The organism is Macromonas bipunctata, assembly GCF_002837135.1.
In the GTDB taxonomy this organism is placed as follows: domain Bacteria; phylum Pseudomonadota; class Gammaproteobacteria; order Burkholderiales; family Burkholderiaceae_C; genus Macromonas_A; species Macromonas_A bipunctata.
This window is the reverse complement of record NZ_NWBQ01000038.1, coordinates 28,685-48,252: the sequence shown is the minus strand read 5'-3', so window position 1 is coordinate 48,252 and position 19,568 is coordinate 28,685. Positions and strand designations below refer to the sequence as shown.

The window sequence follows — 19,568 nt, the reverse complement described above, 5'->3', positions numbered from 1 at the left end:
TTCAAATGCGATTGCCCTGGTACGCGCAAGGCCCCTGGCAGTGGGGCGGCGTGTACCAGACCCTGCAAGCCCCCACCACCACCAGCGGCCAACCCGCCCGCTGGACGGGCCAGACGCAACAGCGCGAGGATGTGTTGCTGGGCCTGCGCCATACCTTGCCACGCTGGTCGTGGAGCGCGGGCGTGTACCAGGCCCGCACGCAGGTGGCGCAGCGCAACCTGTGGCTGGGCGCGGCCTGGCCACTCAATCCAGCGTCGCGCGTGGCCACGCAGGTGCAACGCCTGCGTGCCGAATCGGCCACCGGCGGCGCCACGGCCCACGCCACTGTGTGGGGCGTGAACTACGTGCAGCAGTTGTCCAAACGCACCGCCCTGTTCGCCACCTATGGCCGCACCTACAACGACGCCCACGGCAACTTCTGGCTGTTCGGCGGCGATCTGGTCGTGATGCCCACCGCCACCGGCCAGCAGCCCCGCGCGCTGGGGCTGGGTGTCTCGCACCGTTTTTAAGGTGACGTCAGGGGCGCTGGCGCAGTAGCGGCCATCTGTGCCACGGCCCAGCCCCGCAGCGCCAGCGCCAGCGCGTCGCTGGTCTGGCCTAAAGCCTGTACCGCTTGTGCCACGCTGGTGCCCGCCAGGGGCTGTTGCAGGTCAAAACGGCGGCTGGCCACAATGCGGCCGGTATCGGTGCGCACCAGGCGGGCGTCCAAGCGCAATACAGCGTAGGGCGCGCCGCTGCGGTACTCGACTTGGAACGCGCGCAGGTCGCTGTCGATCTCGAAGTCGGCCTGCAGGATGCGATCGTCGCTGCTCAGGGCGCTCAGGCGGGCATCGGCCTGGAACACGTCCAGCAGCCGGTTGCGCACCAGCAGCGGCGCCGGGTCGTTCCAGCTTGCGCCTTGGTACACGCTCAGGCGGCCGTCGGGCGGCAGCACCGCAATGCGCCGCCCCGCCAGGTGTCCGGCGCTGGCGGGGCGCGTGATCCGCAGCGACCACGGCCAGCGCGCAGCACCCGCTTCGGCAGGCGCAGCGGCAACGGTGCCCGCCGGGGTGGCGGCTTGGGCCAAGGCCGCACCGGGCAACAGGTACACCTCCACCGGCTCGCGCTCAGGCAGGATGGAGCATCCGGCCAGCGCACACGTGGCGCCCCACAGCAGGGCGTGGCGGCGCCACGTGGGCCACCGCTTCAAGACAGGCAAATTCACGGTTGAAACTCCCGGGTCGGTTCGGCGCCCAGCACGTAGTCGGCCGGGCTGTCTTCGAGCTGGCGCGTGATGACGCGCAACGACGCCAGCGTGCCGCGCAGCTCGCCCAGCGCCGGGCCAATCTGCGTCAGGCCATGGGCACCGCTTTGCAGCGCGGCGCGGTTGTCGGCCACTAGCTGCTCCACCCCGCCCAGCGTGCGCTCCAGCGCCTGCAAGGAGCGTTGTGCCTGCACCAGCGTCTGTGCGCCCGGGCCTTCCAGTAGCCGCTGGCTGCTTTGCAGCGCCTGTGTGGCCTCCAGCAGCGCGGTGTTGGCCTGGGCGCTGGCCTGCGTCAGGTTGTGCAGCAGCAGCTCCACCTGCTGGCGCTGCCCGGCCAGGGCGCGGCTGCCTTGCTCCAGGTGTTGCAGCGTGTTGGCGATGCGCTGCACGTTGCCGTCGGACAGCACCGCGCGCGCCTGCACCAGCAGCTCGTTGACGTTGAACACCACGTCCTCGCCGTTGGCCAGCAGCTTGCTCATCGGCGATGGTATGGCCACGATGACCGGCACCGGCTGGTCAGGTTGGGCCTGCAAGGGCTGGCTGGTGGCAGCGTTGCCGCTGCTCAGGCGGATCAGCGACAACCCGGTGATGCCCGCTGGCACCAGCCGCGCGCGGGTGTCGGTGCGCATGGGCGCGCTGGCGTCCACCTGGATGCGGGCGCGCACGCGGCGTGGGTCCTCGGGGTCGAGCTGCAGCTGCGCCACCTCGCCCACCTTGATGCCGTTGAACTCCACCGTGCTGCCCTTGGACAGGCCCGACACCGCTTCCTCGAACACGATGTCGTACTGCCCACCGGGCTGGCGGCGCTCGCTCTGGCCCAGCCACAGGCCAAACAGCAGCGCCGCACCCACCATCAGCACCGTGAACAACCCTATCAGCACATGGTGTGCGCGTGTTTCCATCCTGTTGCCTTCTTCTGTTGTTTATGCCGTGCGGTCAGGCGTCAAACTGCCCCGGGTGGCAGCACCTGCCGCCGCCCGGCCACGCGGCCCGTGAAAATACGCCTGGATCCAGGCGTCGTCGGTGGCGGCCACCACCGCCAGCGTGTCGTTGACCAGCACCCGTTTTTGCCCCAGCACCGCCACGCGGTCGGTGATGGTGTAGATGGTATCGAGGTCGTGCGTGACCATGAACACGCTCAGGCCCAGCGCGTTGCGCAGCGTCAGGATCAGCTGGTCGAACGCGGCGGCGCCGATGGGGTCGAGCCCGGCGGTGGGCTCGTCGAGCAGCAGCACCTCGGGGTCCAGCGCCAGCGCGCGGGCCAGCGCAGCGCGCTTGACCATGCCGCCCGACAGCTCCGCCGGGTACTTGGCCCCGGCGTTGGCGGGCAGGCCCACCAGCGCGATCTTGAGCGCCGCCAGCCGCCGCGCCTGCGCCTTGGGCAGCCGGGCGTGCTCCAGCAGCGGCAGCATCACGTTCTCGGCCACCGTCAGCGACGAAAACAGCGCCCCCTGCTGGAACAGCACCCCCAGCCGGCGCTCCAGCTGCGAACGCTGCGCCGCGCCCAGGCTCAGCAGCTCCTGCCCCAGCACCCGCACCGACCCCACCGCTGGCCGCTGCAGCCCGATCAGCGTGCGCAGCAGCACCGACTTGCCCGTGCCCGAGCCGCCCACCACGCTCAGGACCTCGCCCCGGCGCAGATCCAAGTCCAGCTGGTCGTGCACCACCTGGGGGCCAAACTGGTTGCGCAGGCCGCGCACCTCAATCACGTTCCCGTCCATGCTCACCAGCCCATCTGCATGCAGAACAGCGCCGCCAGCGCGTCCACCACAATCACCACAAAGATGGACTGCACCACCGCCGACGTGGTGTGCTCGCCCACCGACTGCGCGCTGCCCTCCACCTTGAAGCCTTCCAGGCAACCAATCACCGCAATCAGGAACGCAAAGATGGGCGCCTTGGCCATGCCAATCACGAAATGGCGCAGCGCCACGTGGCTTTCCACCACCGACACAAACAGCGTGGGCGCAATGTCCAGCGCCAGCGCGCACACCAGCAACCCGCCCACCAGGCCGCTGGCCATGGCAACAAAACTCAGCATCGGCAGCGCCAGCAGCAGCGCGCACACCCGTGGCAGCACCAGCAGCTCCACCGGGTTGAGGCCCTGCACCCGCAAGGCGTCGATTTCCTCGTTGGCGCGCATGGAGCCTATCTGCGCCGTGAACGCGCTGGCGGTGCGCCCCGCCACCAGAATCGCCGCCAGCAGGGTGCCGAACTCGCGCAGGAACGAGAACGCCACCAGATCGACCGTAAAGATGCTGGCACCAAAGCGCGACAGCACCGTCGCGCCCAGAAACGCCACCACCGCCCCCACCAGAAACGTCAGCAGCGCCACGATGGGCACCGCGTCCAGCGCCGTGCGCTCCAAGTGCGCCGCCCAGGCCGTCAGGCGCCAGCGCCGGGGTTGCCACAGCAGCCGGGCCACCGTCTGCAAAACCAGCCCGATGAAGCCCAGCAGCTCCCACAGGTGGCGGCCCAGCACCAGCACCGTCTGTCCGATGTGGGCCAGCACCTCCAGCACCGCGTTGCCCGCCGGGGCCTCGGGGGCGGGGGGCGCTTCCAGCGCCTCGGCCACGGCACACAGCAAAGCGCGCTGCGCCGGTTGCAGCGCGGTGGCGTCCTGGCTCATGGCGCACAGACGCTCCTGGCCCAGCAGGGTGTGCAGCAGGCTGGCGCCGGCGGTGTCGATGCGGCCCAGCGCCTGTGTGTCGATCTCGGTTTCGGGCGGCAGTGGTGTAGGCAGCGGCGCCAGCTGGCGCGTCAGGCGGGCGTGGTGGGCCAGCGTCCAGTCGCCGCTCAGGCGCAACCGCGCCGCGCCAGCGTCCGCCGACGCGCCCTGCCACTGCACCTGTCCTGCTGCACCTTGTTCCATTGCCATGGGGGCAGACTATACCCAACCGTTGCCACGTTGCACAAAAACTATGGAGCAGATTGGCATTTGCCATCCAACATACTCCGGGGAGTGTGTACACTAAGTCCTGTCGGTGGTTGATGCAGGTGCCCGGCACCCGCCAAGCACCACTGGCATCCGGTATTTTGTTTGCACCTACACACAGGAGTCACCTCATGAGCAACGTTTCCGTCGGCCTGCCGCGCATCAACGAACCCGCGCCCGCCTTCAACGTCAAGACCACGCACGGCGAGCGCAGCCTGGCCGACTACAAGGGCAAGTGGCTGATCCTGTTCTCGCACCCGGCCGACTTCACCCCCGTGTGTACCACCGAATTCATCGGCTTTGCCAAGGCCGCCGACCAGTTCAAGGCCATGAACTGCGAGCTGCTGGGCCTGTCCATCGACAGCATTTACTCGCACCTGGCCTGGATGCAAAGCATCAAGAACAACTTTGGCGTCGAGATCCCCTTCCCCATCATCGACGACATCAAGATGGAAGTGGCGCAGGCCTACGGCATGATCCACCCCGGTGCCGCCGACACGCAGGCCGTGCGCGCCACCTTCTTCATCGACCCCAACGGCACGCTGCGCGCCATGGTGTACTACCCGATGAGCAACGGGCGCTCCATTGACGAGTTCGTGCGCCTGCTGACCGCAATGCAGACCAGCGACGCCAACCAGGTCGCCACCCCGGCGGGCTGGACGCCGGGCTGCGACGTGATCGTGCCCCCGCCCAAGACGCCTGAAGCGATTGCCAAGCGCATGGGCGAAGGCTACGACACCAAGGACTGGTACTTCTCCACCAAGTCGCTGTAACCGCGCCTGCAGCACCGGCTTGCCGGTGTGAGGTTGATGGCCCGGCGCTTTGCCGGGCCTGTTTTTTTTGCGGATCGCACCTTGACCGCCACCGCTTGTACCCGAGGACAATGGCGTCAGCTACCTCAAGATCCCCCTGAACGCCCTCTGAAAGCCGCACCATGCGCCCTACCCTGACCCAATGGCTGCCCATCCTCGGCTGGGGCCGACGCTACCGGGGTGAACACCTGGCCGCCGATGGCGTGGCCGCTGCGGTGGTCACGCTGATGCTGATCCCGCAAAGCCTGGCCTACGCGCTGCTGGCAGGCCTGCCGCCCCAGGCCGGGCTGTACGCCAGCATGGCACCGCTGGTGCTGTACGCGCTGTTTGGCAGCAGCAGCACGCTGGCGGTGGGGCCAGCGGCGGTCACATCGTTGATGACGGCGGCCGCCGCTGGCTCGGTGGCGGCGGCAGGCAGCATGGGTTACGCGCAGGCCACGCTGTGGCTGGCCTTGCTCAGCGGTGCCATCATGACGCTGATGGGGGTGCTGCGGTTGGGCTTTATCGCCAATTTTTTGAGCCACCCGGTGGTATCGGGGTTTGTGTCGGCCTCTGGGCTGCTGATTGCCTCCAGCCAACTCAAGCACCTGCTGGGCGTGCCGCTGCACGGCGAAACGTTGCTGGAACTGTTGCCTCAACTGGCGCAACGCTGGCCGCAGACCCACCTACCCACGCTGGCGATGGGCCTGAGTGTGCTCGGATTTTTGGTCTGGGCCCGCAAGCGCGTCAAACCCTTGCTGCGCGGCTGGGGCGCATCCCCCTTTGTGGCCGACCTGGGCGCCAAGGCCGCGCCAGTGTTGGCGCTGCTGGCCAGCATCGCCGTGGCGTGGCAGGCCGACCTGGCCGCGCACGGCATGAAGGTGGTGGGCCACGTGCCCGGCGGCCTGCCCGGCTGGAGCTGGCCCGGCTGGGACGCCCAGACCTGGAGCGCCAGTGTGCAACCGCTGCTGGTGCCTGCGCTGCTGATTTCCCTGGTCGGGTTTGTTGAGTCGGTGTCGGTGGGGCAGTCGCTGGCGGCGCGGCGGCGTGAACGCATCGACCCCGATGCCGAACTGCGTGGGCTGGGCCTGAGCAACCTTGGCGCGGGGCTGACCGGCGGCTTTCCTGTCACGGGGGGGTTCTCGCGTTCGGTGGTCAATTTTGACGCAGGCGCACGTACCCCAGCGGCGGGGGTCTATACCGCCTTTGGGCTGGCGCTGGCCGCACTGTGCTTGACCCCAGCGCTGTACCACCTGCCACAGGCCACGCTGGCCGCCACCATTGTGGTGGCGGTGCTGTCGTTGGTGGATTGGAGCGCCTTTGCGCACACGTGGCGTTATTCGCGCACCGACTTCACGGCCTTGGCGCTCACCTTTGGCCTGACGCTGACCGTGGGTGTGGACGTGGGCTTGCTGGCGGGCGTGGGCAGCTCCATCCTGTGGTTGCTGTACCGCAGCAGCCGCCCCCACATCGCCACGGTGGGCCAAGTGCCGGGCACCGAACATTACCGCAATGTGCAACGCCACGCCGTGCTGACGCAGCCGCACATCCTGGGCCTGCGGGTCGATGAAAGCCTGTACTTTGCCAACGCGCGCTACTTGGAAGACCACATCGCCGCCGCCGTGGCCGCGCAGCCAGCGCTGCGCCACGTGGTGCTGCAATGCACCGCCGTCAACGACATCGACGCCAGCGCGCTTGAAAGCCTGGAGGCCATCAACGAACGCCTGCGCGAGGCCGGGCTGCAGCTGCACCTGTCCGAAGTCAAGGGCCCGGTGATGGACCGCCTGCAACACAGCCACCTGCTGCAACACCTTGGCGGCCAGGTGTTCCTCAGCCACCACCAGGCGATAAAAACCCTGCTGGCGCCCGCACAGGCGGGGGCGGTGCAGCAGGGTTGAGTGCAACCGGTCGGCCCGATAGGCCAATGAACCGATCAGTTAAACGGCGTCGGGCGCGGTGTGTTGTCGGCCGACGGCGGCAGGATCGGCAGCATGAAGCTGGGCTGCTGGCCGGTCAGGGTCTTGAGGAAGGCCACGATCTTCTGGTTCTCGTCGGCGGTGAACTTCTTGCCCAGCTGCAGGCGGCCCATCACGTCCACGGTCTCGGCCAGGGTGTTGGCCGCACCGTCGTGGAAGTAGGGATAGGTCAGCTCGACGTTGCGCAGCGTGGGCACCTTGAAGTTGAAGCGGTCGGCGTCCTTGCCGGTCACGCCGGCGCGGCCCGCCACGGTGGTGTCACCCTTGTAGGGCTCCACGATGCCCATTTTCTGGAACGAGTTGCCGCCCAGGTTGGGGCCGTTGTGGCAGCCCACACAACCGCTCTCGTTGAACAGCTTGTAGCCCGCCAGTTCGTCGGGTTTGAGGGCGGTCTTATCGCCCAGCAGCCATTGGTCGAAGCGCGCGCCCGGTGTGACCAGGGTTTTTTCGAACTCGGCAATAGCCTCGGTCACCTGGCCAATGTCCATCTTGTCTTTGCCAAACACCAGTTTGAACTCACGTGCGTAGGCTGGGATGGATTCAAGCACGTCGATGGCCAGTGTGTGGCTAAAGGCCATCTCGCCGGGGTTGGCAATCGGGCCACCGGCCTGTTCTTTGAGGTCAGCGGCGCGGCCATCCCAGAACTGGGCCAAGTTGAGGCTGGAGTTAAGCACCGTGGGCGAGTTGATTGGGCCTTGCTGCCACTTGTCGCCAATCGAAGTGCGGATGTTGTCGGCGCCGCCCATGCTCAGGTTGTGGCACGAGTTGCACGAAATGAAGCCGGACTTGGACAGGCGCGGATCGAAGAACAGCTTCTTGCCCAGCTCGGCCTTGCCCACGTCGATGGACTTGGGTGGGCTGATGGGGGAGTACAGCGCCTCGAACTGCTGTGCAGCGGCGTAGCCGCCCAGGCTGGCCACACTGGCCACAGCCAGCGACATCGCGATTTTCTTGAGTTTCATGGTGTTTCTCCTGTGGTTCTTGTGCAAAGGAACGAACCGCACAAATACTACCATTGGTATTGTGCATTGGGTAGCAATGCTATACCCCCGGCAGTGTGTATACTTTGACGTATGACAAAACCTGCACCCTTCGCCCCCGCCGCTGCGGGCCACACCGCCCCGCTGGCCGATCGGCTGGCCCATTTTCCGGTGGCGCTGTTTTCCAGCGTGATGGGCGTGGCCGGACTGGCGCTGGCCTGGACCAAGGCGCACCACGTGCTGGGCGCACCCGCCGAGCTTGGCCTGGCACTGCGCTGGGCGGCCACCGCGCTGTACGTGCTGCTGTGGGCGCTGCTCCTGGTCAAGTGCGTGCGGCATCCGCAAGCGCTGCGCGCCGACCTGGGCCACCCGGTCAAGATCAACTTCTTTGCCGCCATCTCCATCGGCTTGCTGATGCTGTCCATGCTGTGGTGGCCCAGCCAGCCGCAGCTGGCGCAGTGGTTGTGGGGCGTGGGGGCGCTGGCGCACTTGCTCGTCACGCTGTACGCGATGAGCAGCTGGATCTTCCACACCCACTACGCCATCCTGCACGCCAACCCGGCGTGGTTTATGCCGGTGGTGGGCAACATCCTGGTGCCGGTGGCCGGGGCCGCGTTTGCGCCGCTGGAGCTGCGCTGGTTCTTCTTCAGTATCGGGTTGGTGTTCTGGCCCATGATGAAAACCATCGTCCTGTACCGTCTGTTCTTCCACGAGCCGCTGCCGCCCAAGCTCATGCCCACGCTGTTTATTCTGATCGCGCCGCCGGCGGTGGGCTGCCTGGCCTACATCGGGCTGGTGAACGACCTGGACGCGTTCGCGCGCATCCTGTACACGGTGGCGCTGTTCATTACACTGCTGCTGGCCAGCAACATGCTGCGCTTTGTGCGGCTGCCGTTTGCCATATCGGCCTGGGCCTACACCTTCCCGCTGGCGGCGATGGCGCTGGCCTCCTTCACTATGGCCGCGCGTACGGGCGTGGCGGCCTACGGCTGGCTGGCCCAAACCTGTCTGGCAGTATTGAGCGTACTGGTGCTTTTGCTGGCCTTCAAGACCGTGCAGGCCGCGTGGCACGGGCACGTGCTGGTAGCCGAATAAAAAAAGAGCCGGTCAATGCCGGCCTTTTCCATGCCTTGCGCAGAGGTCAGCGGCGGTCGACGCGGAACACCTTGTCGGGGTTGAGCTTGCTGCTCCAGGGCAGGCCACTGTTTTGCCAGCCGTTGAGGGTGCGCATGCCTTTTTGCGGCCCGTCCTTGCGCGCGTCGCCCTGGAAGCCGTGGATCACGTAGCGCGCATTCGCAAAACCGTTGGCGCGCAGGAAGGCTGCGCTGGGTTCACCCCGGTCGTTGCCAGAACGGCACAGGGTGATGATCTCGGCGTCCTTGCCCAGGCCGCGCCTGGCCAGCTCGCGCTCCAGCTGCGCCACAAAGTCCGGATTGGGCTCCAGCGCAAAAATGCCACGCTTGTCGTCCCACTGCTGGCGGTTGATGAGCAGGAATGGCACGTTGACGTGCGCCACGTCGGTGCCACCGATCAGCATGATTTCCACCGGATCGCGCACGTCCACGAACAGCACCTGGCTGTTGGGCTGCTGCACCTTGGCCAGGGTGTCGGTGGCGGAGATGGGCATCTCCACCGCCCAGCCCGCAGCGGCGGCGGTGGCCAAACCGATGGCCAGTGCCCAGGGCTTGAGTTGCTTGAGGCTCATTTTTTCATCCTTTCAGTTTTTGGAATCAGCGCGCCAGGCCCAGCGCCGCGCGCAGTTCGGCTTCGGTCTTGGCGTAGCGTACGGCGCGCACCACCTGTTGCTCCAGCTCCAGCAGCGTCACGCTGTCGGGCTGGGTGGGCCAGCCGCTCAGGGCGTTGTCCTGCGTCGACACGCCCACCACAAATGGCTGCTCGCGCAGGGCCGGCAGCGCAAAGGTGCGGGTGATGAAGCCTGGCATGCGGCTCATGTCGGCCAGGTACACCGCGCGCTGGCTGGCCAGAAAACCCTTGGGCTGGCTCCCCAGTACCGTCAGCACGGTGTTGGAGGCGGTGCGCCCTGCGGCCAGCAACACCAGCCGCGTGTCGGGTTGGATGCGCCAGTCCTGACCGTGCTGGTCTTGCAGTGTCAAGGTCGGCAGGGGCTGGCCCACCGCCACCGGGCTGGCGGCGGCGGGCAGGGCCAGCGACAGCGCCAAGCCCATCAGGCACAAAAGTTTCTTCATGGTGTGGGGTCTCCGTGGTGTGGCCCGGGTCAAGCGGGGATGCCGTTGGCGTCCTCGCCAATGACCAGCGTGGTGTCGCCGGTGTACATGTGTGGCGGAATGTCGAGGTTGGTGGGCGCGGGTTTGTTGACGAACACACGTCCGGCCAAGTCGAACGTGGAGCCGTGGCAGGGGCAGAAAAACCCGCCCGGCCAGTCGGCGGGCACACTGGGGTTGTTGCTGCCCTTGGCCACGTGGCTGGGTGAGCAACCCAAGTGGGTGCAGATGCCCACCGCCACCAGCACCTCAGGCTTGATGGAGCGGTGCGTGTTGCGCGCGTACTCGGGCTGCACGCTCTTGGCAGAGGCGGGGTCGGCCAAGCCGTTGATCTTTTCCAGATCGGCCAGCTGTTCGGGGGTGCGCTTGAGCAGCCACACCGGCTTGCCGCGCCATTCCACCACCTTGGTCACGCCTGGCACCAGTGCGCTGGTGTCCACCTCGACCGCTGCGCCCATGGCCTTGGCGCGTTCGCTGGGGGCCAGGCTTGATACGAGTGGCAGCGCCACACCAGCGGCAGCGGCCACGCCCAGCGCAGCCGTGCCTTGCAACCACTGGCGGCGTTGCGGGTCGTTGCCAGCATTGGCGGGAACATCATGCCTCAATGTTGCAGTTGTCATGTCCATCTCCTTCATGTGGCCCCCATCGGGGCCGGTTCACCACAGCCAGCGCCAGGACAGCGCGGCTCCCAGACTCAAGGCGCAGGCCCAGCCGCCAAACAGCCAGCGCCATCCCCTCCAGCACGGCACAAACCCCACACCGCGTATAAAGCCTGCACTCATAGACCAAAAATACAGCAGGGCCAGCCCGTGGTGGGCCTTGCCCTGTGCATCGGCCAGGTAGACAGGGGCTACCGAGCCCAGCACCATCAGCCCCAGCGCCACCAACAAGGCGGGCAGGTGCATCCCCGGCATGGGTGGCTCGGTGTCAGTGCGGGGCAGGTCGGTCATGGTCTGCCCCTACACCACGGTCTGGCGGGCCGTCGTGCGCTGCTGCCAGCGCGCGCGCGTCCTCGTTTTCCCCCCACATGGCGTTGATGATGGCCAGCAACACCGCAAAACCCACCCCCAGTACCCAAGCGAAATACCACATCGTTGTTTCCTTTGGTTGTTGCGTTCAGTACGCGCTGTGCTCGTTGGCGTGGATGTGCGCCTCCGTGACCTTGCCGCGCATCACGCGGTAGGCCCAGCTGGTGTACATCACGATCAGAGGCATGAAAATCACCGTGGCCCCCAGCATGATGCCCAAGGTCAGGTGGCTTGAAACACTGTCCCACACCGTCAGCGAGGCGTTGGGCATGGTGGAGGACGGCATCACGAACGGGAACATGGCCGCCCCGGCGGTGCCAATAACCCCCACCACCGCCAGCGACGAGCTGATGAACGCGCACAACGTGCGGCGCGCCTGCACCAGCACCGCCGCCAGCAGCGCCCCGACCACCCCCAGCGCGGGCAACAACCACAACGCCGGTGCGGCCTGGTAATTGCGCCACCAGCCATCGGCGCTGCGCACCACCGTCTTGGTCAGCGGATCGGGCAAAGCGGCACGGTCCACCACCGACGTGATGGCAAAACCTTCAATGCCACCCCAGCGCAACCACAGCCCGGCGGCCACAAACGATGCGACCATCACCAGCGCCGCGCCCACCGTGGCCCGCACCGTGCGCGCCTGCACCACGCCCTCGGTGCGGTGGGCCAGGTAGGTGCCGCCTTGCAGCGTGATCATGGCGCTGGACACCACCCCGGCCAGCAGGCCAAACGGGTTGAGCAACTGCCAGAAACTGCCGGTGTAGTGCGAGACCAGGTTGTCGTCAAAGTGGAACGGCACCCCCTGCAACAGGTTGCCAAACGCCACGCCAAAAATCACCGGTGGCACAAACCCGCCAATGAACAGGCCCCAGTCCCACGTGCTGCGCCAGGTGGCGTTGTGGATCTTGCTGCGGTAATCAAACCCCACCGGGCGAAAGAACAGCGCCCACAGCACCGCCAGCATGGCCCAGTAAAAACCGCTGAACGCGGTGGCGTACACCAGCGGCCAAGCCGCAAAGATGGCCCCGCCGCCGGTGATGAACCAGACTTGGTTGCCGTCCCAATGTGGCCCCACGGTGTTGATCACAACACGGCGTTCGGTGTCGCTGCGGCCCACAAACGGCAGCAGCGTGCCCACACCCATGTCGTGACCGTCCATGATGGCAAAGCCCACCAGCAGCACGCCCACCAGCAGCCACCAAACAATCTTGAGGGTTTCGTAGTCGATCATGATGTTGTTTCTCCCGGTCTCAAGCGTGGGCAACGTGGTGTACGTCGCGGTCGTAGCGGCCCGTGCCCAGGCTGCCCGGCCCTTGGCGCGCAAACTTGACCATCAGGTACATCTCGACGATCAGCAGCACGGTGTAAAAGCCCACAAATCCGGCCAACGAGCCGTACAGGCTCTCCACGCTCAAGGTCGAGACACTCAAGTGTGTGGGCAGCACACCGTAGATCGTCCAGGGTTGGCGGCCATACTCGGCGACAAACCAGCCCACCTCACACGCAATCCACGGGGCGGGCAGCATCCACAGCGCCCATTTCAGCAGCCAGGGCCGCTGCGTCATGCCGTTGGGCTTGAAGGTGCTGGCAAACGCCAGCGCAAACAGCAGCAACATGGCAAAGCCCAGCCCCACCATCAGGCGGAAAGCCCAAAACATGGGGGCCACGCGCGGCACCGTGCTGTCCACCGCCTTCTGGACCATCTCGGGCGTGGCCTGGCGCACGTCCACCACGTACTTCTTGAGCAACAGGCCAAACCCCAGATCGGCTTGGTGACGCTGGAACACCGCCAGCGCGGCCGCGTCCTGGCGGTTCTTGCGCAACGCTTCCAGCGCCACGACCGCCTCGATGCCGCTGACAATGCGCTCGCGGTTCTTGGCCTTGATCTCGCGGATGCCTGGAATCTCCTTGTCCAGCGAACGGGTACCGATGATGCCCATCACCCACGGAATGTGCACGGCCCAGTCGTTGGCCTGCTTCTCCTCGTTGGGCCAGGCGATCACGTTGAAGCCTGCCGGGGCCGGTTCGGTTTCCCACATCGCCTCAATCGCGGCCATCTTGGTTTGCTGTGCTTCGCCCACCACGTAGCCCGACTCGTCGCCCAGTACGATCACACTCAGCACCGAGGCCAGGCCGAACGCCGAGGCCACACGGAAGCTGCGTTTGGCAAATTCCACATTGCGGCCCTTGAGCAGGTACCAGCTCGAGATCGACAGCACAAACATGGCCCCGGTCACGTAACCGGCCGATACGGTGTGGACAAACTTGGCCTGCGCGTCCGGGTTGAACACCACGGCCCAGAAGTCCACCATCTCCATGCGCATGGTGTGGAAGCTGAACTCCGCCCCGACCGGGTTTTGCATCCAGCCGTTGGCGATCAAAATCCACAGCGCGCTCAAATTGGTGCCCACCGCCATCAGCGTCGTCACCAGCAAGTGCTGCGGCTTGGACAAGCGATCCCAGCCAAAGAAAAACAGGCCGATGAAGGTGGACTCCAGAAAGAAGGCCATCAAGCCTTCAATGGCCAGCGGCGCACCAAACACATCGCCCACATAGTGCGAGTAGTAGGCCCAGTTGGTGCCGAACTGGAATTCCAGCGTGATGCCGGTCGTCACGCCCAGCGCAAAGTTGATGCCAAACAACTTGCCCCAGAAGCGCGTCATGTCCTTCCAGATGATGTTGCCTGTCATCACGTACACACTTTCCATGATCACCAGCAGCCAGACCATGCCTATCGTCAAAGGCACAAACAGGAAGTGGTACATGGCCGTGGCGGCAAACTGCAGCCGCGAGAGATCCACCAATTGATCGGAAATCATGGGGTTGCCTCCTTTGAAGGCGTGCTGGCCGGGGTGGTGCCAGAAGCAGCTTGGCCGCTGATGAGGTGCGCCGCTGCACGTTCATGGTCCACCGCCACCCGGTGCTGGCTGAAGAACGCCCACCACAGGGCGGTGATCACGCACAGCTTGACCACAACGGCCAAGGCGAGCTTGCGTACCAGGACGCGGTGATGGTGGTGCATGGCGTGGCCATCCCAACACAGAAGAAACTGAGGAAAAATCCAGCCCCAGCAAGGGGCTGGCAGAGGCGGCAAGGAAACGAGGAGCGTTTGCCGCAGAACTTTGGAGAATGTTCCGAACCACACGCACCAGCGTACGGGGTGTGGCCAAGGAAAGCTAAAGAAATAGCCAGTAAATCAGGAGAGCGCAGTGCCCAGCGGCGGCGCGCGTGATTGCGACGGTTGCCACACCGCCACCAGCGCCGCGTTGCGGTACATGGACTTCAACCAGCGCGCCGACGACACATCCACCAGCGCCACATCCAGCACGCCAGGGGGCGTCAGGCCCAAGTCACCGTGGTGCAGGCAGCACCACACACACGAATCCGCGGTGTGCGGCACGGTATCGCCGCCCGCATCGGCATCGGCCACCACACGCACCATGCCTGAGCTGGTGCAGACCTCCAGCCAGGCTGGCAAGGGAGCCGCCCCCGCCAGATCCGGCAGCACGCGGTTGAGGCCAGGCACCAGCGCCGCGCACAACAAGCACCACACAGCAAACCATGCTGTCCATCGGTGGTGTGTGCGGTTGTTCGACATGGCGTCCATTCTATGACAAACCAGGCACCCCTGGGGGTATATTGACGGTGGGTGGCCTGCAAATAGTCGAGGCTTTGACTAAGGTATTGCCTGGCGCTGGCCAAGCGACACCTGGCCGTCACATAATACGCGCGCCAGTATCTCCTGGTGCTTTTCCGTTCGGTTGTCCATCATGAATTCCACCACCCACACCTCCAAGTCCAGCCGTCGCGTGTTCATGCTGCAAGCCGTGGCCGCCACCGGCGCGCTGGCTGCGCTGGGTTCGGCCCACGCCGCTGCACCGATGCTGGCCGAAACCGACGCCCAAGCCACCGCGCTGGGTTACAAGGCCGACGCCACCAAGGTCGACAAGACCAAGCAAGCCAAGTTCGTGGCTGGCAGCAACTGCGCCAACTGCGGCCTGTACCAAGGCAAGGCCGGTGACGCTGCTGGCGGCTGCCCGCTGTTTGCTGGCAAGCAGGTGTCGGCCAAGGGCTGGTGCAACGCCTGGGTGAAGAAGGCCTAAGCCGCTTTCCCCCAGCCTTGCCGCAGGCACAAGCACGGGTTGTCCCGTGCTTTTTTTTTGAACCTTCCGTTTGCCACCATGCACCGTCCCTTTCCGCTGCTCCTGACCACCACCCTGTTGCTGGCGGCCTGCCAGCCATCGTCCGAGCCCCCCGCTGCCGCCGCAGCCCCGCCGCCCTGGGTGCGCACCGCCAGCCTGGGCACCGACCAGGCCAGCGCCGAACTGGGCTTGTCGGGCACGGTGCGGGCGCGGGTGGAGTCGCCGCTGGCGTTCCAGGTGGGCGGGCGCATTGCGCGCCGTCTGGCGGATGCGGGCCAGAGCGTGCCAGCGGGCCAGCCCCTGTTCGAGCTGGACAAGCGCGACCTGGAGCAAAGCGTGCTGGCCGCCCAGGCCGATGTGGCCGCAGCCGATGCCGCCTTGGCCACGGCAGACGCCGAACTGGCGCGCCAGCGCCAGCTGCACAGCCAGCAATTCGTCAGCGCACAGGCGCTGGAGCGCGCGCAACTGGCCCGGCGCGAGGCCCAGACCCGCCGCGACGCCACCGCCGCCCGCCTGGTGCAGGCGCAGCACGCGCTGGGCTATGGCCGCCTGAGCGCCCCGCACGCGGGCGTGCTGGTGGACGTCAGCGGCGAGGCTGGCCAGGTGGTGGGCGCCGGGCAGCCGGTGGCGCTGCTGGCCCAGTCCGGTGAGCGCGAGGTCGAAGTCCACTTCCCCGACGGCGCCACCCCGCCCGCCCGTGGCACCGTGCTGGTGGATGGTGCCACCGAATGGCCGCTGCAACTGCGCGAGACCGCCGGCGCCGTCGATGCGCAAAGCCGCACCCGCCGCGCCCGCTACACCGTGCAAGTGTCCGCCCAGGCCCCGGCGCTGGTGCTGGGCGCCGTGCTGCGCACCCGTTTTGCCACTGTTGCCAATACGGCAACCGCACCATCCACCACCACCTGGCGCGTGCCGATGGGCGCCATCGACGAACGTGGCCAAGGCCCGCGCGTGTGGCAGGTGCAGGCCAAGGGCGAGCAAGTCCACGTGGTGCCGGTGCCGGTGCAGGTGCTGGGCCTCAACGGCGACAGCGCGCGCATCCAGGCCGCGCTGCCAGCCCAGACGCGGGTGGTGGCCCTGGGCACCCACCTGCTCACCCCCAACATGCTGGTGCGGGAGCTGCCGCAATGATGGCCTTCAACCTCTCGGCGCTGGCGGTGCGCGAGCGCGCCGTCACGCTGTTCTTCCTGATCCTGGCGGTGTTCGCGGGCATGTACGCCTTTGTGGCGCTGGGCCGCGCCGAAGACCCCGCCTTCACCGTGCGCGTGATGATGGTCACGGCCCAATGGCCCGGCGCCACGCCGCAACAGCTGCAGGAGCAGGTGGTGGACCGCCTCGAAAAACGCCTGCAGGAAGTCGAGAACCTCTACCGCATCGACACCACCATCCGCCCCGGCCAGGCCACGCTGCAGGTGGAGTTCGAGGACTACACGCCGCAGCGCCAGATCCCCGAGCTGTTCTACCAGGTGCGCAAGCGCATGCAGGACGAGGCCGCGCAACTGCCCGCTGGCGTCATCGGCCCATTCGTCAACGACGACTTTGGCGATGTGTACTTCAAGCTGATCGCCGTGACCGCACCGGGCCTGCCGCTGCGCGAACTCAGCCGCGAGGCCGAACACATCCGCGACCGGCTGCAGCGCGTGCCTGGCGTGCAAAAGGCCGTGCTGCTGGGCGAGCGCGCCGAGCGCGTGTTCATCGAATTCAACGCCGCCCAGCTCAACAACCTGGGCCTGAGCCCGCAGGCCGTGTTCGACGCCATTGGCGCGCACAACCGGCTGCAACCCGCCGGGCGCATGGAAACCTTGGGGCCGCGCCTGTACCTGCGCCTGGACGCCGACCTGGCCGACCCCGAACAGCTCGCCGCCGTGCCGCTGCGCGTGGGCCAGCGCGTGTTCAAGCTCTCCGACATCGCCACCGTACACCGGGGCTACGAAGACCCGCCGTCCTACCTGGTGCGCTCGCGCGGCCAGGATGCGTTGCTGCTGGGCGTGGTCATGCAAAAAGGCCACAACGGTCTGGCGCTGGGCGAGCGGCTCGACGCCTTCCTGGCCGCCGAACGCGCCGCGCTGCCGCTGGGCCTGTCGCTGGAGGTGCTGACCAACCAGGCCGACGCCATCAAGGGCGCGGTCAACCTGTTCCAGGTCAAGTTCCTGGTCGCGGTGGCGGTGGTGGTGGCCATCAGCATGCTGGCCATCGGCGTCAAGGCCGGGCTGATCGTGGGCATTGCGGTGCCGCTCACGCTGGGCATCACCTTTTTGGTGATGCTGCTGATGGGCATCAACCTGGACCGCATCACGCTGGGCGCACTCATCATTGCGCTGGGGCTGCTGGTGGACGACGCCATCATCGCCGTGGAAATGATGCTGGTGAAAATGGAAGAAGGCTGGGACCGCATCCGCGCCGCCGCCTACGCCTGGAGCGTGACCGCTGCGCCCATGCTGTTTGGCACGCTGGTGACGGTGGCCGGTTTCTTCCCGATTGGTTTTGCACGCTCTGGCGTGGGCGAATACGCGGGCAACATTTTTTGGGTGCTCGGGATTGCACTGCTGGTGTCGTGGCTGGTGGCGGTCACGTTCGTGCCGTACCTGGGCGTCAAGATGCTGCCCGAGGTGGACAAGGCGCACCAGCACGGCCACGACGGCATCTACCACACCCCCCTGTACCGCCGCCTGCGTGCGGTGGTGACGTGGTGCGTCACCTACCGCAAGACCGTGGTCGGTGCCACGGTGGGCCTGCTGGCGCTGTCGGTGGCGGGCATGGCGCTGCTGGTCGAAAAACAATTCTTCCCCGGCTCCGACCGCACCGAGGTGCTCGTCAGCATCTACCAGCCTCCGGGCAGCAGCGTGGAGGCGTCCAACCGCACCGTGCGCAAGATCGAGGCCATCCTCAACCCGATGGAGGAGGTCAAGACCTTGTCGACGTATGTGGGCGCGGGCGCGCCGCGCTTCTTCATCTCGGCCAACCCCGAGCCACCGGACCCGGCCTTTGCCAAGGTGCTGGCCGTCACGCACGACGTGGCCGCGCGTGAGCGTGTGATGCAGGCGCTCAACGACCAGATTGCCGCCGGCGCGTTCCCCGAGGCGCGCGTGCGCGTGTACCGGCTGCTGTACGGCCCGCCGGTGATCTGGCCGGTGGCGTTCCGTGTGCTGGGGCCGGACCTGGTCAAGCTGCGCGAGATCGCGCACCAGGTGCGCAACGTCATGGCCGCCCACCCCAACGTGGTCGATCCGCACCTGGAATGGGACAACCGCACCCCTGCCCTGCACCTGGCCATGGAACCTGAGCGCCTGCGCCTGCTGGGCCTGACGCCGCAGGACGTGGCGCAGCAGCTGCAATTCCAGCTCGACGGCGTGGTGGTGACACAGGCGCGCCAGGACATCCGCACCGTCAACGTGGTGGCGCGCGCCACCGAAGCGGGCCGCCGCCTCGACGCCGACACCCTGCACACGGTCGAGATCCGCACCCAGGACGGCAAGAAACTGCCGCTGGGCCAGCTCGGCCAGCTGGAGGTGCGCTTCGAGGATCCCGTCATCAAGCGCTACAACCGCCAACCCTACATTGCGGTGCAGGCCGACATCCAAGGCGCCCAGCCCAACGACGTCACCGCCGCCGTGGAACAAGCCCTGGCCGGGCTGCGCGCCCAGCTGCCTGCGGGCTACCGCATCGACACCGCCGGTTCGGTCGAGCAATCCGGCAAGGCCAACGCCTCGATCCAGAAACTGCAACCGGCCATGCTGGCCTTCATGCTGATCTTCATCATGCTGCAGATGCGCTCGTTCTCGGGCATCTTCATGGTGGTGGCCACGGCGCCGCTGGGCCTGATTGGCGCGGTGCTGGCGCTGCTGCTGTTCGGGCAGCCGTTCGGCTTTGTGGCGCTGCTGGGCCTGACCGGGCTGGCGGGCATCCTGATGCGCAACACGCTGATCCTGACGCAGCAGGTGGCCGACAACTTCGAGGCCGGCATGCCCCCCTTCGACGGCGTGGTGGAAGCCGCCGTGCAACGCTCGCGCCCGGTGGTGCTGACGGCGTTGGCCGCCGTGCTGGCCTTCATCCCGCTGACGCAGGACAGCTTCTGGGGCCCGCTGGCCTATGTGCTGATTGGCGGCGTGGCGGTGGGCACCGTCATCACGCTGCTGTTCGTGCCCGCGCTGTACGCCTGGTGGTTCCGCCTGGCCACGCCGGGCGCAGCCCCGGCGCACTGACGCTGCGGTCAACTACCCATCCGCGCGG

General features: G+C 66.7%; 21 protein-coding genes. 7 read left to right on the top strand and 14 right to left on the bottom strand.

What is annotated here, in order from left to right; genetic code table 11:
* On the top strand, nt 1–509 hold a 509-nt coding region (locus tag CON76_RS06130), incomplete at its 5' end, for a porin (protein ID WP_145995352.1).
* Here CON76_RS06130 and CON76_RS06125 read toward each other — a convergent pair.
* From CON76_RS06125 to CON76_RS06110, 4 genes are read right to left on the bottom strand one after another with little or no spacing between them, the layout of a single operon-like run.
* Complete coding sequence (locus CON76_RS06125) at nt 506–1,204, bottom strand: ABC-type transport auxiliary lipoprotein family protein (RefSeq protein ID WP_101102487.1); 699 nt, start codon at nt 1,202–1,204, stop codon at nt 506–508. The two genes, CON76_RS06130 and CON76_RS06125, sit on opposite strands and share 4 nt — an antisense overlap.
* A complete protein-coding gene (locus tag CON76_RS06120) occupies nt 1,201–2,145 on the bottom strand; it encodes an MlaD family protein (protein WP_101102486.1) in 945 nt (314 codons plus the stop codon). Before CON76_RS06120 ends, CON76_RS06125 begins: the two co-directional genes overlap by 4 nt.
* A 21-nt stretch (nt 2,146–2,166) precedes the next feature.
* Nucleotides 2,167–2,964, bottom strand: coding sequence for an ABC transporter ATP-binding protein (locus tag CON76_RS06115; RefSeq protein ID WP_101102485.1), 798 nt, complete (start codon nt 2,962–2,964; stop codon nt 2,167–2,169).
* A 2-nt stretch (nt 2,965–2,966) separates the two neighbouring features.
* Nucleotides 2,967–4,115: an MlaE family ABC transporter permease gene (locus tag CON76_RS06110; RefSeq protein WP_205758192.1), complete on the bottom strand. Its 1,149-nt coding sequence runs from the start codon at nt 4,113–4,115 to the stop codon at nt 2,967–2,969.
* A 194-nt stretch (nt 4,116–4,309) separates the two neighbouring features.
* On the opposite strand from CON76_RS06110, the gene CON76_RS06105 reads away from it, so the two are divergent.
* The gene (locus CON76_RS06105; RefSeq protein ID WP_101102483.1) at nt 4,310–4,951 is read left to right on the top strand and encodes a peroxiredoxin; all 642 of its coding nucleotides are present in this window, start codon (nt 4,310–4,312) and stop codon (nt 4,949–4,951) included.
* A 161-nt stretch (nt 4,952–5,112) separates the two neighbouring features.
* Nucleotides 5,113–6,867 (top strand): SulP family inorganic anion transporter, encoded by a 1,755-nt coding sequence (locus CON76_RS06100; RefSeq protein WP_101102482.1) that lies wholly within the window; start codon nt 5,113–5,115, stop codon nt 6,865–6,867.
* Nucleotides 6,868–6,902: 35 nt separating this feature from the next.
* Here CON76_RS06100 and CON76_RS06095 read toward each other — a convergent pair whose 3' ends face one another.
* Nucleotides 6,903–7,907 carry a cytochrome-c peroxidase gene (locus CON76_RS06095; protein ID WP_101102481.1) on the bottom strand — a complete coding sequence of 335 codons (1,005 nt, stop codon included), beginning with the start codon at nt 7,905–7,907 and terminating at the stop codon, nt 6,903–6,905.
* A 111-nt stretch (nt 7,908–8,018) separates the two neighbouring features.
* Between CON76_RS06095 and CON76_RS06090 the strand changes: the two genes are divergently transcribed.
* A complete protein-coding gene (locus CON76_RS06090) occupies nt 8,019–9,020 on the top strand; it encodes an SLAC1 anion channel family protein (protein WP_101102480.1) in 1,002 nt (333 codons plus the stop codon).
* A gap of 46 nt (nt 9,021–9,066) precedes the next feature.
* Here CON76_RS06090 and CON76_RS06085 read toward each other — a convergent pair whose 3' ends face one another.
* From CON76_RS06085 to CON76_RS06045, 9 genes are all read right to left on the bottom strand, one after another.
* On the bottom strand, nt 9,067–9,630 hold the full coding sequence (locus CON76_RS06085) for a rhodanese-like domain-containing protein (protein WP_101102479.1): 564 nt from the start codon (nt 9,628–9,630) through the stop codon (nt 9,067–9,069).
* Nucleotides 9,631–9,655: 25 nt separating this feature from the next.
* Nucleotides 9,656–10,132: a hypothetical protein gene (locus tag CON76_RS13900; RefSeq protein ID WP_240592784.1), complete on the bottom strand. Its 477-nt coding sequence runs from the start codon at nt 10,130–10,132 to the stop codon at nt 9,656–9,658.
* Between the two features lie 29 nt (nt 10,133–10,161).
* On the bottom strand, nt 10,162–10,788 hold the full coding sequence (gene petA, locus CON76_RS06075) for a ubiquinol-cytochrome c reductase iron-sulfur subunit (protein ID WP_101102497.1): 627 nt from the start codon (nt 10,786–10,788) through the stop codon (nt 10,162–10,164).
* A gap of 36 nt (nt 10,789–10,824) precedes the next feature.
* The gene (locus CON76_RS06070) at nt 10,825–11,118 is read right to left on the bottom strand and encodes a cyd operon YbgE family protein (protein ID WP_240592783.1); all 294 of its coding nucleotides are present in this window, start codon (nt 11,116–11,118) and stop codon (nt 10,825–10,827) included.
* Nucleotides 11,096–11,260, bottom strand: a complete 165-nt coding sequence (cydX, locus tag CON76_RS13275) for a cytochrome bd-I oxidase subunit CydX (protein ID WP_205758190.1) — start codon at nt 11,258–11,260, stop codon at nt 11,096–11,098. The genes CON76_RS06070 and cydX overlap by 23 nt, the downstream gene beginning before the upstream one ends.
* A gap of 24 nt (nt 11,261–11,284) precedes the next feature.
* Entirely contained in the window at nt 11,285–12,427 is a 1,143-nt protein-coding gene (gene cydB, locus CON76_RS06060; protein ID WP_205758189.1) for a cytochrome d ubiquinol oxidase subunit II, read from the bottom strand.
* A 19-nt stretch (nt 12,428–12,446) separates the two neighbouring features.
* Nucleotides 12,447–14,015, bottom strand: a complete 1,569-nt coding sequence (locus tag CON76_RS06055; RefSeq protein WP_101102477.1) for a cytochrome ubiquinol oxidase subunit I — start codon at nt 14,013–14,015, stop codon at nt 12,447–12,449.
* A complete protein-coding gene (cydP, locus tag CON76_RS06050; protein ID WP_101102476.1) occupies nt 14,012–14,218 on the bottom strand; it encodes a cytochrome oxidase putative small subunit CydP in 207 nt (68 codons plus the stop codon). Before cydP ends, CON76_RS06055 begins: the two co-directional genes overlap by 4 nt.
* 174 nt (nt 14,219–14,392) lie before the next feature.
* Entirely contained in the window at nt 14,393–14,794 is a 402-nt protein-coding gene (locus CON76_RS06045) for a DUF2946 domain-containing protein (RefSeq protein WP_169928998.1), read from the bottom strand.
* Nucleotides 14,795–14,966: 172 nt separating this feature from the next.
* Here CON76_RS06045 and CON76_RS06040 point away from each other — a divergent pair, with 172 nt between their 5' ends.
* The 3 genes from CON76_RS06040 to CON76_RS06030 all read left to right on the top strand — a co-directional run bounded on the left by CON76_RS06040 (nt 14,967) and on the right by CON76_RS06030 (nt 19,540).
* Nucleotides 14,967–15,299, top strand: coding sequence for a high-potential iron-sulfur protein (locus tag CON76_RS06040; RefSeq protein ID WP_101102474.1), 333 nt, complete (start codon nt 14,967–14,969; stop codon nt 15,297–15,299).
* 78 nt (nt 15,300–15,377) lie between these two features.
* A complete protein-coding gene (locus CON76_RS06035) occupies nt 15,378–16,469 on the top strand; it encodes an efflux RND transporter periplasmic adaptor subunit (protein WP_101102494.1) in 1,092 nt (363 codons plus the stop codon).
* Nucleotides 16,466–19,540 (top strand): efflux RND transporter permease subunit, encoded by a 3,075-nt coding sequence (locus tag CON76_RS06030; protein ID WP_205758188.1) that lies wholly within the window; start codon nt 16,466–16,468, stop codon nt 19,538–19,540. Before CON76_RS06035 ends, CON76_RS06030 begins: the two co-directional genes overlap by 4 nt.
* Nucleotides 19,541–19,568: the final 28 nt, after the last annotated feature.